Annotated in this window: 12 protein-coding genes; 10 read left to right on the forward strand and 2 right to left on the reverse strand. The window is 39.1% G+C overall.

Going from position 1 to position 14,352, the window contains the following annotated elements; translation table 11 throughout:
• Positions 1-11 precede the first annotated feature (11 nt).
• On the forward strand, positions 12-2,630 hold the full coding sequence (locus I4641_RS15955) for a chloride channel protein (protein WP_229641564.1): 2,619 nt from the start codon (positions 12-14) through the stop codon (positions 2,628-2,630).
• Between the two features lie 276 nt (positions 2,631-2,906).
• Positions 2,907-3,125, forward strand: a complete 219-nt coding sequence (locus I4641_RS15960) for a hypothetical protein (protein WP_229641566.1) — start codon at positions 2,907-2,909, stop codon at positions 3,123-3,125.
• Positions 3,126-3,159: 34 nt separating this feature from the next.
• Here I4641_RS15960 and I4641_RS15965 read toward each other — a convergent pair whose 3' ends face one another.
• The gene (locus I4641_RS15965; protein ID WP_229641568.1) at positions 3,160-5,421 is read right to left on the reverse strand and encodes a GAF domain-containing protein; all 2,262 of its coding nucleotides are present in this window, start codon (positions 5,419-5,421) and stop codon (positions 3,160-3,162) included.
• 188 nt (positions 5,422-5,609) lie between these two features.
• Between I4641_RS15965 and I4641_RS15970 the strand changes: the two genes are divergently transcribed.
• The 8 genes from I4641_RS15970 (at position 5,610) to I4641_RS16005 (ending at position 12,173) form a co-directional block, all read left to right on the forward strand.
• The gene (locus tag I4641_RS15970; protein WP_229641569.1) at positions 5,610-6,194 is read left to right on the forward strand and encodes a GNAT family N-acetyltransferase; all 585 of its coding nucleotides are present in this window, start codon (positions 5,610-5,612) and stop codon (positions 6,192-6,194) included.
• A gap of 240 nt (positions 6,195-6,434) precedes the next feature.
• Positions 6,435-6,890, forward strand: coding sequence for a hypothetical protein (locus I4641_RS15975; protein ID WP_369426818.1), 456 nt, complete (start codon positions 6,435-6,437; stop codon positions 6,888-6,890).
• 33 nt (positions 6,891-6,923) lie between these two features.
• Positions 6,924-7,202, forward strand: a complete 279-nt coding sequence (locus I4641_RS15980; RefSeq protein WP_229641572.1) for a DUF2470 domain-containing protein — start codon at positions 6,924-6,926, stop codon at positions 7,200-7,202.
• Between the two features lie 209 nt (positions 7,203-7,411).
• On the forward strand, positions 7,412-7,774 hold the full coding sequence (rplU, locus tag I4641_RS15985) for a 50S ribosomal protein L21 (RefSeq protein WP_229641573.1): 363 nt from the start codon (positions 7,412-7,414) through the stop codon (positions 7,772-7,774).
• A gap of 44 nt (positions 7,775-7,818) precedes the next feature.
• A complete protein-coding gene (gene rpmA, locus I4641_RS15990; RefSeq protein WP_229641575.1) occupies positions 7,819-8,088 on the forward strand; it encodes a 50S ribosomal protein L27 in 270 nt (89 codons plus the stop codon).
• Between the two features lie 123 nt (positions 8,089-8,211).
• Positions 8,212-8,556, forward strand: a complete 345-nt coding sequence (locus I4641_RS15995) for a hypothetical protein (RefSeq protein ID WP_229641576.1) — start codon at positions 8,212-8,214, stop codon at positions 8,554-8,556.
• A gap of 341 nt (positions 8,557-8,897) precedes the next feature.
• Positions 8,898-10,124 carry a DUF4912 domain-containing protein gene (locus I4641_RS16000; protein WP_229641578.1) on the forward strand — a complete coding sequence of 409 codons (1,227 nt, stop codon included), beginning with the start codon at positions 8,898-8,900 and terminating at the stop codon, positions 10,122-10,124.
• A 183-nt stretch (positions 10,125-10,307) separates the two neighbouring features.
• On the forward strand, positions 10,308-12,173 hold the full coding sequence (locus I4641_RS16005) for a diguanylate cyclase (protein WP_229641579.1): 1,866 nt from the start codon (positions 10,308-10,310) through the stop codon (positions 12,171-12,173).
• A gap of 61 nt (positions 12,174-12,234) precedes the next feature.
• Here I4641_RS16005 and I4641_RS16010 read toward each other — a convergent pair whose 3' ends face one another.
• Entirely contained in the window at positions 12,235-13,977 is a 1,743-nt protein-coding gene (locus I4641_RS16010; RefSeq protein WP_229641580.1) for an iron uptake porin, read from the reverse strand.
• Positions 13,978-14,352: the final 375 nt, after the last annotated feature.

Below are 14,352 nucleotides of genomic sequence, written 5' to 3' on the forward strand. Positions count from 1 at the left end.
GCAAATAAATAATGAAAAAACTGCTTGCCAACTGGCGTCAATCCTCATGGCTAGCAAGTAGTTCTTTGGATACTCGTTATGCTCTAATTGAAGCCTGTTTGATTGGGCTATTTTCCGCACTAGCTGCGGTATTGCTCAAACAGGGTATTGGCTGGTTGGGAGGATATCGCATTAAAGCGATAGAACTTGGTGGAGCAAGGATTGTCTTACCTTTGGCAGGGTTGATTTTTGGTACTTTAGCTGGTGGTATTATCGAACTTCTCTCCCCTTCCGCTGCGGGGGGTGGTATTCCCCAAGTTAAAGCTGCTTTGGCTAAATATCCCATTATTCTCAACTTAAGAGTAGCTTTAGTCAAAACAGTTGCCACTATCTTGATTATAGGGGCGGGGTTTACCCTCGGTCGTCGAGGCCCTACAGTCCATATTGGGGCAGCATTGGGGGCGCAGGTAAGTCGTTGGATTCCCAATTCTCCTACCAATCGTCGTCAGATGATCGCTGCGGGGGCAGCAGCAGGTTTGGCAGCAGGATTCAATACACCAATTGCAGGGGTATTATTTGTCGTAGAAGAATTGATGCGAGATATTTCTGGTTTAACCCTAGAAACCGCGATCGCCGCTTCTTTTACAGGGGCAGTTGTCTCTCGCATTCTCGGATCGACGGATCTAAACGTACCCTTGGCAGTGATTGATTCTGCTCGTCGCGGAAGTTTTGCTATTCCTGAAATTCCTTTTTATGTCGTGCTGGGTATTTTGGCAGGGATTTTGGGCGGAGTTTTTAATCGGTCAATCATTCGCGGGGTAAAGTTTAGTCGCAGTTTAGCTTTAGCCATACCCTTACGAATTGGTTTGGCTGGTTTGATATCTGGCACGATAGTAGCTTGGCTACCGCCTTTTTTTCAGGATAATGCAGGTTTGCGAGAATTATTGATTGCAGGGCAATTTACTTGGCAAACTACTGCTTTAGTATTTGTGGCTCAATTTTGTCTGACTATCCTTGCTTATAGTGCGGGCGCGCCAGGAGGTTTATTTGCTCCCGCTCTAGTTTTGGGTTCGGCTTTGGGATATTTGGTAGGTATTGCCGAGGTAGCTATAATTCATTCGGAATCTCCCTACACTTTTGCTTTTGCAGGAATGGCAGCATTTTTTACCGCAGTAGTAAGAGTACCCGTGACGGCGATCGTGATTATCTTTGAGATGACTGCGGATTTTAATTTAGTATTACCCTTGATGATTACTTCGGCAGTGGCATATATCGTAGCCGAAAGTTTTTCTCAAGGTTCTTTATACGAGCATTTATTAGAAGCTAGTGGTATTGAGATTACGGAAGAGCATCCCCAAAATGATTTCATGTCAGAGTTAACCGCCGATGACGTGATGGAGTCGCGAGTCGAAACTCTTCCTAGCGATCTTACTTTGCCTAAACTAATTCAAGCCATGTCGCGATCGCACCATCGGGGTTTTCCTGTAGTAGAAGATGGCAAACTAGTGGGCATCATTACTCAATCAGATATTCCCAAAGATAGCAAGCAAAATAGCGAGGTACTGCTCCAAGATATTATGACTCCCCAGCCAATTTCAGTCTGCCCAGATACCTCCTTGGCAGATGTCCTATATTTACTCAATCGCTATCAACTATCCCGTCTTCCCGTTACCGAGGGCAGCAAACTACTAGGTATTATTACTCGCAGCGATATCATCAAAGCGGAAGCAAACCAGTTGAATTGCGATCTCCAACGTACTACCATCTCTCAACCTTCCTATGTGGTATATCAAACCCGTTCCCCCGCTACGGGAAAAGGACGTTTATTATTACCTTTGGGAAATCCCGATAATTTAGCCTCGTTATTAGAAATAGCAGGAGCGATCGCTAAATATCATCAGTATGAAGTTGAATTTTTGCGCGTCACCTGCATCGCCAATCATATTTATCCCGCCCAAGCTGAAGTAGAAATTGCTCCGATCCGTCAGTTGATGGAAAGCTTGGAAAATTGGGGTAAAAAATCAGCTATTCCCGTACATACCCAAATCCGCGTGGCTACAGATGTGGGAGAGGCGATTTTAGAAGCTATTAATAAAGAACATATTGATTTGCTGTTGATGGGTTGGAAAGGAAAAAATTCAGGAATTGAGGCAATTTTTAGTAACGTAGTTGATTATTTAATTAAAGAAGCCCCCTGTAATTTAATGTTAGTCAAACTAGGGAAATCCCCCCATGCTTTTCCCCAACAACTACACCTGCGACATAAGTGGTTAATTCCCACCACTGGAGGCGATCGCATTAACAAACTCTTGACTATTCTACCCGCCCTATCTCAGTTAGATGCCATTCCTCCTAAAATACAGCTGTGTCAAGTTTATCTTCCAGAGCAAGCCCATCTTTCTCAGGCAGATTTTAAACACGCTGCCAATGTGCTTCAAGAGCAGCTTCAATGCTCGATTACACCTTTAAGAATTTCTTCTTATTCCGTGTCCAAAACGATTATTAATCTAACTAAAAATAAGAAATATGGATTGGTGCTTTTGGGCGCAAGCAATAAAGGATTATTGCAAAATGTCATCGAAGGAAATATCCCCCAAGCGATCGCCACTGAGTCTCCCACTACGGTAATTATTTTTCGTAGTTTTGATTGATTTTTTTTACTAAAAGCGATCGAAACTACAGATCTTTTTTTTTACTTAGTTGATGATAGATTTATAGGCTAAGTTTTGAGATAAACAATGTTTAGATTCTTTTAACATTTGTTATAAAAAACGACAACGATTTCGATCGCAACTGGCAAATATGTTGCGTATCGTCACAATCACCTCATATCTCTAAAAGATTATTTATATTAGAGATATATAAATATAAAGATCCCAACTTTAAATATCTTTTGTTGAACTATTATATCACTGTAAAAATAAATTATGAACGCCAAAAATTCTTGCCCCTGCTGCTCTCATGCCATGCTACACCATCTCAGTAATCGTTACAGCTACTGGTATTGCCGTAGTTGCCGTATCGAAATGCCTAATATAGAGAAGAAAAAAGTAGCTACCAAAAAAGTGGTAATGCAGTTTCATCCAACCTCAATCAAATCTCTGGTTTCTGCTCAAAAAACTGCCGATCCAATAGGTACTTGTTAAATTAAAAATTCAAGATATTTTGCTCTGTCTAGTTTTAATTTTTACTAATAGTAAAGGCTTTAAAATCTCGCTCTATACCTTTGAGCTTAAAGTCTTCTCCTGGTCCCCAATTCACATCGGCAAAACAATTGGCGACAGTTTCTGAAATAAGAATACTATCGGGAGCAGCAACGCTTTGCAAGCGAGAGGCAATATTGACAACTCTTCCTACTGCTGTATAGTCTTTTCTTTGTTTGCCACCAAACATACCGACGACAGCTTTGCCCTGATGAATACCACAACGCATTTTAAGGAGCGGAATTCGGTCGTCTTTGGAAGTTTTTGCTTGCCATCGCTCGTTTAGTTTTTCTAGGTAATAGTACATAGTTTTGGCAGTAGAAATAGCTCTTTTGGCTTGTTCGGGGCAAGATAGGGTTTCCGGTGCGCCAAACATTGCCATAACTCCATCTCCCAGAAATTTATCAATTGTTCCCCCGCGATCAAATACCGCTTTGGTCATAGCTTCCAAATACTCATTGAGTATTTCTGCCAGGGTAAGTACCTCAAGTCGGCTCGATAGATTGGTAAAACCCACTAAGTCACAAAACAAAACCGTGACGCGACGGGGTTCGGGAGTTAAATCGAGAGAAAGTTCTCCCGTAGCAGCCTTGTTGACAATTGCTGCGGGTAAAAAACGTTTGAGGACTGATTCGGTGAGATAATTGTTTAACTGTTTAACTTTTTGATATAGTTTTGCCTGTTGTACAGCGATCGCAGCTTGGGCAGCCACCGCCTCGGCTAGTTCGGTTTCGGCTTGATTCCAGTTACGAGAAGCATTATTTTGTCTTAGGGTAATACTGCCAATAATTTCTTCTTCCACAATCAAAGGAACAATCAATAAGGCTCTAGCCTTTGAATGCCAAGGTAGCTCGTAACGAGCCATATTTTTTTGCTTTTCCAAGTCAGCAGAACAAACAGGCTTTTTAGAATATAACAGAGCCTGTAGAATTGGATTTTCAGCAATAGGAACGCTAGAAGTAGTAGCCTGTTGCCAGTCGGGGGAATCTTGAATAATTTTTTGTGGTTCGTGGGGATTATATAAACCCACACATTTAACAAAGCGATCGCTTTTTGTCCAGAGAGAGAGGGTACAGCCATCTACTTTTAAAGCTGAACCTAGTTCTTTGGCGATGGCAGCAAACATTACAGGAGGTTCTAAACTAGAGCGAATTGTAGCTGTAATGCGGTTAACGGTGGTTTCTCTTTGAGCTAATTCTTTTACTTGTTGATGAGCTAAAACCTGAGTAATAGCGATCGCAGCTTGAGCAGCCACCGCCTCGGCTAGTTCGGTTTCGGCTTGATTCCAGTTACGAGAAGCATTATTTTGTCTTAGGGTAATACTGCCAATAATTTCTTCTTCCACAATCAAAGGAACAATCAATAAGGCTCTAGCCTTTGAATGCCAAGGTAGCTCGTAACGAGCCATATTTTTTTGCTTTTCCAAGTCAGCAGAACAAACAGGCTTTTTAGAATATAACAGAGCCTGTAGAATTGGATTTTCAGCAATAGGAACGCTAGAAGTAGTAGCCTGTTGCCAGTCGGGGGAATCTTGAATAATTTTTTGTGGTTCGTGGGGATTATATAAACCCACACATTTAACAAAGCGATCGCTTTTTGTCCAGAGAGAGAGGGTACAGCCATCTACTTTTAAAGCTGAACCTAGTTCTTTGGCGATGGCAGCAAACATTACAGGAGGTTCTAAACTAGAACGAATTGTAGCTGTAATGCGGTTAACGGTAGTTTCTCTTTGAGCTAATTCCTTAAGTTTTTCTCCCGCCAACATCTGAGAAATAGATAACCTTGCTTGGTTAGCCATGATATTAGCAGCATCAAGATCTTCTTGTTGCCAACTATCGAATTCTTGGAGACGATGAATAGTCAAAGAAGCCGTCAAAATTTCTTGAGAAAACAAGGGAAGGGTAATTGTCGAGCAGATTTTGGCTTCGCTACAAGCTCGAACGTTAATAGATTTAAGAGAAGATAAATTTTTTTCGTATTTATGAACAACTAAATTACTATTAAGTTGTAGATGAGGATAATTTAATACTGTAAGCTTGAGTAATTCGCGATTTATCTGAGAAATACTTAAGTTTTTTAGTCCAAAAAAATACTCTTCTGTATCAAAATGTAATCTGTTTATATATAAAATAACTATGTCAACTTTGGGTAGTTGAACGACAGTATCGACAATAGTTTGACTTAATTTTTCCCAAGATAAATCATCTAATAATAGTTGACTATATTCATCTTTCAGCATTAATTTTATCTTAGTTAATGATTAAAAATAATAAAGTAGTTTTGTAATGTATTGATTTAGTCTGATTGTCTAATCGCCACCAAGCATAATAATATTATTCCCAAATAAGCAGTTAAAAATTAACTGCGCTGATAAGCCTTTCGATCCGCAATTACAATAATCTTGAAAATTAAGTTATTTCTTTCTTGATGGTTTTAGAATCTGATGTCAATCATAATTTACGCCTAAATATTCACCAAGCTTCCATAGAAGACACTCGAACAATTAGCTCGATCCTAGCTAAGAGTTTTTATGACTTTCCCAATTTTGCTGGTTGGGTATATCCCTTTTTACAATTTACGATTAACGAAGATTTGCGCTATCGTTTGCGTTCTCGTTCTCCGCTTTATGCTTGTGTAGTCGCCAAATTAGCTAACTCCAATCTAGGACAAACCATAGAACACAATTTAGATCGTGGGATTGTCGGTACAGTAGAAATATCCTTGCGCTCCGCTTCCTTTTGGTCTAACGAAACTCAATATCCATATATCTCTAATTTGGCTGTTAAGCAAGATTATCGTCGTTTGGGTATTGGCAGTCAACTGCTGGCTAAATGTGAAGAGATCGCCTTAGACTGGGGATATAAAGAAACTTACCTTCACGTTTTGGATAAAAACGACTCTGCCAAACAATTATATTGTCATAGTGGTTATCAAATCTCACAAATAGATATTAATTGGAGCAATCTATGGTTTGATTATTCTCCTCGTCTGTTATTGAAAAAGCAAATTTAACATCATTTTGTTTGACTACTTAAACCAATACTTTAAGCATTCAAAGCTGTTATCCAAATCATGTTTTCGCCTTGAAGCATTAATTTATTTTGCGACCAAACTCGCAGCTTTTCTACATTTTTGTTGGTTAATCATAATTTGTCCGAAAACTCTATTAATCTTAGTGTTCGTTTCATAATTATGATGCTAAGTTTAAGATGATCTGCTAGAGTTTTCGGCTTGAGCGATGGTACAGCAAGGGTGAAAGAGCAAAATAAAGACAATAAAATTCCCATAGATAATCTTCTATCAAGATTGAAAACCCAAGAATTATTGATAGTCAATCCACGTCGTAAAAATGGTTTGATAATATATAAAAAATACCATGCAGAGTTTATTGGTCCTGGGGCAATTGTCGGTGGTAACTTTGATTTAGATGCAGTCGATCTGATTCCTGTCGGTAATTTGTCCTTGGTATCTCCTCAGAATTCACCAGAACGCAGACAAGCATATAAAATGAGAAGACAATGGGTTAGATTGACCAAGCAAATTATTGATAACCCCGAACCAACAGAAAGAGCCCAGGTTATCTTAAATCAATTTGAACACTGGTTTGATATTGCCACTGTGGCGAATCTGCCTGATGAAGCTTTTGCTTTATTGGTAGGAGTTTTGCCCCAAACAATTCGTAAAGTAAGGAACATAGAGCTTTTATAATAAATGAGATCTTCTTAGTTTTATCAAATAATTATGTCTGAAGTCATTACTCCAGCTATCAGCGATCGCATTTGCCAACACATGAATAAAGATCATAGGGATGCGATCGTGTTATATGCCAAAGCCTTTGGTCATACACCCCAAACGGAAACCGCAACAATGGATTCGATCGATCCTCAAGGAATGAACATCTCAGCCCATGTTGCAGGGGAAATAATACCCATTAGAGTAGAATTTGACCATACTTTAAAAGATGCTGAAGATGCTCATCATACTTTAGTTGCCATGATTAAAGTAGCAAAAACTATCTAAGAGAGAAACAACTGAAATGTTACAAACAGAACAATATTGACAAATGCCAGATAAAATCTACATAATTATAGATTGGGCATCGAATAACTTGCTCGGATTGGGTTTTTTTTAAACGTCACGTTAAAACCATTGCTCTGGCTAATCAATTTAGTTGGCTGGCGGCTCTTGATGTGACTACCCTTACGGCAATACAAAAAGAGAAAATTTTTATGACATACGCAATTGTTGAGATTGGTGGCGGACAAATTAGAGTTGAACCAGGTCGTTTTTACGACATCAACCTATTAGCTGCCGATCCAGATTCTAGCTACACCATAGACAAAGTTTTATTGGTAAGCAATGACGACGATATAACTGTCGGTCGTCCTTTTATTGAAGGTGCTACCGTAGAAGGTACTGTAATGCGTCATAGACGGGGCAAAAAAGTCATCGTCTACAAGATGCAACCCAAAAAGAAAACTCGCAAAAAACGCGGTCATCGTCAAGAGTTAACTCGCTTGATGATTGATTCTATTAGCTTAAATGGTTCGGTTGTTGCTAAAGCAGAAGCAGAAGTAACCACTGCTGAATAAAATAAGCAATATAGTCAAAGTAAAACTTAGAGAGGACAGATAAGATGGCTCATAAGAAGGGAACGGGTAGTACTCGTAACGGTCGCGATTCTAATTCCAAGCGACTCGGTGTTAAACGTTATGGCGGACAAGAAGTAACCGCAGGAAGCATTTTGGTACGTCAAAGAGGTACTAGCGTCCATCCTGGTAACAATGTTGGTCGCGGTAAAGACGATACTCTATATTCCTTGATTCATGGCGTTGTGAAATTTGAATATAGAAAAAGAGGACAGAGAAAAGTTAGCGTTTATCCTGCTACTGAAAGTGCAGCGTAAAGCACTTGACTTAACAAAAATAATTAAAAGATTCAAAGCATCCATTTTGGCGGGTGCTTTTTTTTGTCTGGATAAACTAATATAAGCAACCATCAATAATTAATTTAATAGAGGTTTGGAATCATGTTTGAATCAGGAGACAATGCAAATCGCGATCGCATTTCCGATCTAGAGTCAGAAAAAAATTTAGACAACATCGACGCGAATTTATCTCCTAAAAACGTAGCTATACGTAAAAAACAGCTTGAGAAGATTTTTATTAAGCTGATTGTTTTTGGTCTAGCTTTTGGGACGGTTTTAGGGATAGGTACCTATTTTCTCCTCAGCAAACTAGGATTGGGCAAAAAGCCATATCAGCTCGAACAAGAAAGACTCGAACAGGAAAAAATTAAACAAGAACCAGAAAAACGCGCTTTTTTGCCAGTAATTGATACATTTCCCTCTATTCCAGAGGCTTCAGAAGGCTGAAGCAGCTATTGTTATAAAATAATGACATTAATCAGGAGTTTATGGACTCGGATCGCCATAAATATCATAATACCATGACATTTATTTTCTGAAACCCCATTAAAATCGTTGTCAGTTGGTTTTTAAGGTGATAAAGATCGATCCCCAAAGCTATTTTGCTGCTATAACTGATTCAAGTGGTTAAGACCTTTCCCACACAGACATAAAAACTAAAAATACAAAAATAATAATTAATGTAGACGTAAATTAAGGTTGAGAGACTCGCGGAGTTATAGCTTCTAAGTCTTAAATATGGCTGCCAGCAGCTAAACACCGTCTAATTAATCGGAGGCTGTAAGTCAATGGCAAAGGAACGTCCACCACTAGAAGAAATGACCTTACGGCAGCTAAGGAAAGTTGCCAGTGAGTATAAAATATCCCGTTATAGCAGAATGCGTAAAGCGCAGCTACTCGCTTCGATCAGAGAAGCTATCAGAACAACAGAACAAGAAAGATTTTCACAAAATCCATCAGCCATCCAGGAGGAACAACAAGTGAAGGGTACAAAATTTGAAGTCGGTCAAGAGGATAATCTAAAAGAAAGCCTAGCTTCTGTCGATCGAGATTTGGGAGAACTTCCTGACGGTTATGGAGAAAGCCGTATTGTATTAATGCCACGAGATCCTCAATGGGCTTATGCTTATTGGGATATTCCTAGCATTCACAAAGAAGAATTACGCCGTCAAGGTGGTCAACAGCTGGCTTTGCGTATCTATGACACAACAGATATAGATATCAATAGTCAAGCACCCCACAGCGTCCAAGAATACTTGTGTGATGAGATGGCTAGAGAATGGTATTTACCTATTCCTGTCAGCGATCGCGATTATGTAGCTGATATCGGCTACCGTTGTGGTGATGGTCGTTGGTTGGTTTTGGCTCGCTCTGCCTCCGTTAGTATTCCTCCTGTATATCCTTCTGACTGGATTGAAGACGCTTTCATCACAGTTAACTGGGAAGAAGACCTAAAAGGAAAAACTCTTTACACTCTTGTACCTCCTGCTAAGAAGCAAGCAATGAGTGCTGATACAGCTCAAGGAAACGAACTTTATGATGCTGTCTATGGCATGACTAAATCCACTGAATCCATGCGTATGGCTGGTTCTTTGTTTGGTTCGATGCAACAAACTCCTGAAGCAGCAGTTAGCTCCTATATTTTCCCCTCTGGAGTAGGAATGTGGGCTGTACCTACCGCATCTGGTCAAAATATGTCTGGGGCTGGTTTCTCTGGTGATGTTATTCCAGTCAAACCCCGTAAATTCTGGTTAGTAGCTGATGCCGAATTGATTGTATATGGCGCAACCGAACCAGATGCAACTGTGACAATTGGCGATCGCGAAATCAAACTAAATTCTGATGGAACATTCCGTTTCCAAATGTCCTTCCAAGATGGAGTAATTGACTATCCAATTAAGGCTGTAGCAGTTGATGGAGAACAAACTCGTTCGATTCACATGAATTTCGAGCGCGAAACTCCATCTCGCAACACCAACACTAAAGCGGAAGCTGTTGAAGAATGGTTTGCATAGATTGAATTATCTGTAAATTCTAAACTTTGAGGCAAAATAAAACCGAGGTGTAAAATAACATGCACCTCGGTTTTTATTATTCAGTAGATTGGTTGATTTGTTAGTAAGCTGTAAGAATCTAAAATATAGACTGGGTTGTTCTCAGGTTAAAATCAATTATCCTGTTTACTTGATTCTCTCCTTATGAACAGAGCGATTAGAGGCAACAAAATATCTCTACGCCAAATCCTCATTGCATCTCTTATTTCTCAGGTATTAGTAGCAGTAGGTTTGACGGGGTATTTTTCTTGGAAGAATGGCCGCAAAACTGTCGAGGATCTTGCATTACGATTGAGTCGTGAAGTTACATCCCATACCCAGAAACACGTTGCCAATTATCTTAATACTCCCAGTACTTTTCTCAAGATCAATCGAGTATTTAACAATCTTCAGCGTTTGGATCTAAATAATCAGCAAGATTTGCAAGATATTTTTTGGCAGCAAGCAAAGATTAATCCAGAAATAAATACCCTTTACTTTGGCAGTGAAACGGGTGATTTCGTAGAAATAGAACTGAAAGATCCTCCCAAATTATCTATTCGCAATCTAGATACCGCACCCTATTGGGAAACTTATCGTTTAGACGAACAAGGTAAAGCAACCACCCTATTAGAAAAAAAACCATACGATCCTCGCCAAAGACCTTGGTATCGGGCAGCCATAGAACATGGAGATTTAATTTGGTCGCCGATCTATTTGTTTGCCGATCCTCCTGTTTTGGGTATTACTCCTGCAATTCCCCTCAAAGATGTTAAATCTAACAAAATAAAGGGAGTGATGGCGATCGATTTGACTTTGGAAGATATTAGTCAATTTCTTAATAGTCTGAAAATCAGCGATTCTGGGAGAGCTTTCATAATTGAAAAGTCAGGAAAAATGGTGGCTACATCGACTGGTAATTCTCTTATTAGAAGAAATGCGTTAGGAAATGAACGTTTGCACTATTCTGATACTTCAGATCTTTTGATCGAAGCTACTGGAGCTTTTATTGAAACAAAGCTGAACTACTTTAAAGACATAGAACATACCCAGCAAATAATTTTCAAGTTTGAAGGAAATCGCCATTTTGTTCAGGTTGCCAGCCTAGAAGGCTATCCTGGATTGGATTGGTTGATGGTAACGGTGATTCCCGAATCAGATTTTATGTCTTATATTCGCACCAATACTTACATGACTTTATTGTTAAGTAGTCTGGCGTTGATTTCAGCTATTTTTCTGGGTGCGATCGCCAATCGCTTGATTATTAATTCAGTAACTCGTATTTCTGATGTGGCGAAGGCAATTTCTAGCGGGCAAGTATTGGCAATTGAACGACAGCCCAAAATTAAGGAGTTAGCAGTTGTCACCGAATCGATTAACTCTATGGCGTTGCAGTTAAAAGCGTCTGCTCGCAATATCGAAAATTTAGAATCTCAATGGGAACAACGGGTAGAAGAAACTACCAAAAACTTGAGACAAGTCAATCTGGAACTCAATCGCCTAGCAAATATAGATAGCTTGACCCAAATTTATAATCGCTATTATTTTGACCTTGCATTAAAACAACTATGGCAGGAATCGATCGCAGAAAGAGGAGTTATTTCCTTAATTATGTGTGATGTTGATAATTTCAAGCTATATAACGATACCTATGGGCATTTAATGGGAGATGAATGCTTAAAACAAGTAGCCCGCAAAATTTACAGTAGCGTCAATCGAGATCGAGATATTGCGGCTAGATATGGTGGAGAAGAATTCGTAGTTATTTTGCCCCGCACTAATGGCGAAGGAGCAATTCAAGTATCTAATAACATCCGAAACGCCCTGATTCAATTGAATATTCCTCACGAAACTTCTACTGTGACAGATCGCGTTACGATTAGTTGTGGTGTTGCTTGTATTGTCCCCAATCCTAATTGTTCTGCTTACAAGTTAATCCAAGATGCAGATACCGCCTTATATCGAGCCAAACAACGGGGAAAAAATTGCTCTGTATTAGCCGAACAAAAATATGAAGGGCAGCAATCATAAACAAAAAAGCCTTTTTAAAAAAATTAAAAAGACTTTAATTCAGACAACTAATTGCCAACTTCTAGAAAGTAAAAGTTGTTCTTAAAGTACCAATTACAGTATCGGCATTTTCTTCATCATGATCGGGAGCAGTAATCCAGACTGCACCAGGCGTTACGGCAATATTATCCGTTAGCTGATATTGATAAAAAGCTTCGACGTGGAATGAAGTATCGGGATCGGTATTTTCTGCTACGCCAGCAATATCTATTGTAGAGTCGGTAACTTTAGGCTCCATACCGACAATAATTCCCCCTAGATTTCCTTCTTTGATTAGGTCAGGAAAAGCCAACGTTACCGCCCAATTCCAAACTTCTTGATCTCCTCGACTAACTATGGTTGCTCCACCTGCGTCAGTAGCTGATTCTAAAACGCGACTGGTAGTATAGCCACCCCAACCACTGATAATAAAACTATCGCTGAGACTGAAAGAAGTTTGTACTCCGTAGGAGTTGCTAGTAATAGGTACGTTTGTCCCTCGACTGCTAATGAAAGAATTAATATTGGATAAATTGCTACCAGCAAAATTATCGCTACTGTTATAAGAATTAATATAAGTCAAGCCTAGTTTAAAGCGATCGCCTGGTTTAAAGACCAATTGTCCTAGAGCAGAATACGCACCATTGAATAAACCATTTTCGGCGGCAGGATTAGAAGCCGTATCGCTAGGGGCAAGGTATCCCGCACTAAATTCAAAACTATCGCTTAATTCGCTTTTGAGTCCAATTCCCGAACCCAGAACTTGATTATAAATGGGGTTGCGTACTCCAAAATAAGAAATAGCACCACTGGCACTATCGTTGAAATGATCTAAGGGACTGATCGTGTCGGCAAAGTCAAAAGCAATCCCGCCATATCCTTCTAAAACTATGGTAGTGCGATCGCTCAAAGGAAAAGAATACAATGCCACTAACAGATCTACATTGTTTCCATTATCAGCCAGTAAACCCAAGTCTCCTTCAAAAGTACCTGTTTGACCGCTGAAAAAGGGAAAATTGCCCGAAGTAAGTTGAGTGAAAAGTAAATCTTTACCTGTAAAACTAGTATTAAATCCTAAACGCACTCGATGACCAAAAACGGGTTCTGTTTCTAAATCTTCTGCTGGAAAGACGGCAGTATTTTCACCAATAAAAATATCTCCGATACTAAATACGGCTTCCCCTGTAAGCTTAGTGGTAGTAGAGAATTGACTATCTTCTAAGATGCCTGTTTGAGATTCAACCTTGTCAATTCGTTCGTCTAGAGTTAATAATTCTGCTTCAAACTCTTGGGCTAATTTCTGAATAGTTTCGAGATCTTCTGTATTGACTGAATCAGAAGAAGCAATCAAACGTTCGATTTGATTGAGACAGGAATTCAATCCCGCAGCGAATTCATAACGAGATAAAGGTTGATTTCCACGATAAGTTTGATTGGGGAAGCCAGAAATACAGCCATAACGATCCACCAAACTGCGGAGAGCTTCATAAGCCCAATCTGTAGGAGAAACATCTCTTAACTGATTGATATTAGTAACTTGACCCAAGGCATCATCATGTTCGGGTACGGCATAGCGATCGATGCGATCGAGCAAACTATTATTAGAAGAAGATGAATCTAATGATTGGGAATAGGTTTGAGTTGCCGTCAAATTTATTAATAGGGCAATTATACTGAGAGCAAAACTAGTATTAACACCCAAAGCTAATAATTTTTTGAATAAATTGGCATTGAGTTCTTTTTGATTTACTAAATTTCTATCTAGAATTGGATTAATCGCTTTCATATCATTCCTCACTGAAGCTATTTGTTAGCTGGAAAACCACTAACCCATAATTCCCATTTAAGCGAAAAAAGAAACATTTTCTAGATAAAAAAACTGAGATTTGTTTGAGATTTATAATTAATTGTTTTTTCTTCAGTATTACCAAGTAATGAAGTTTAGCAAATAAAGTATATTTCAGTATTTCTACGGAGCAAAATAATAAGTTGTCAAAAATATATGAGCAAAAATAAAGTATTTTCAAGACTCTAATCTATTCCTGTTAATTCTTGATTTTGCTAGATAATTCAATCGGATCGACATCACAGCTTTTGTTACATTTTTCATTTAATTTATAAACATCCCACTCGCCAATATATTAAGTTAACAAGCTAACTT

The organism is Waterburya agarophytonicola KI4 (assembly GCF_020640915.1).
In the GTDB taxonomy this organism is placed as follows: domain Bacteria; phylum Cyanobacteriota; class Cyanobacteriia; order Cyanobacteriales; family Xenococcaceae; genus Waterburya; species Waterburya agarophytonicola.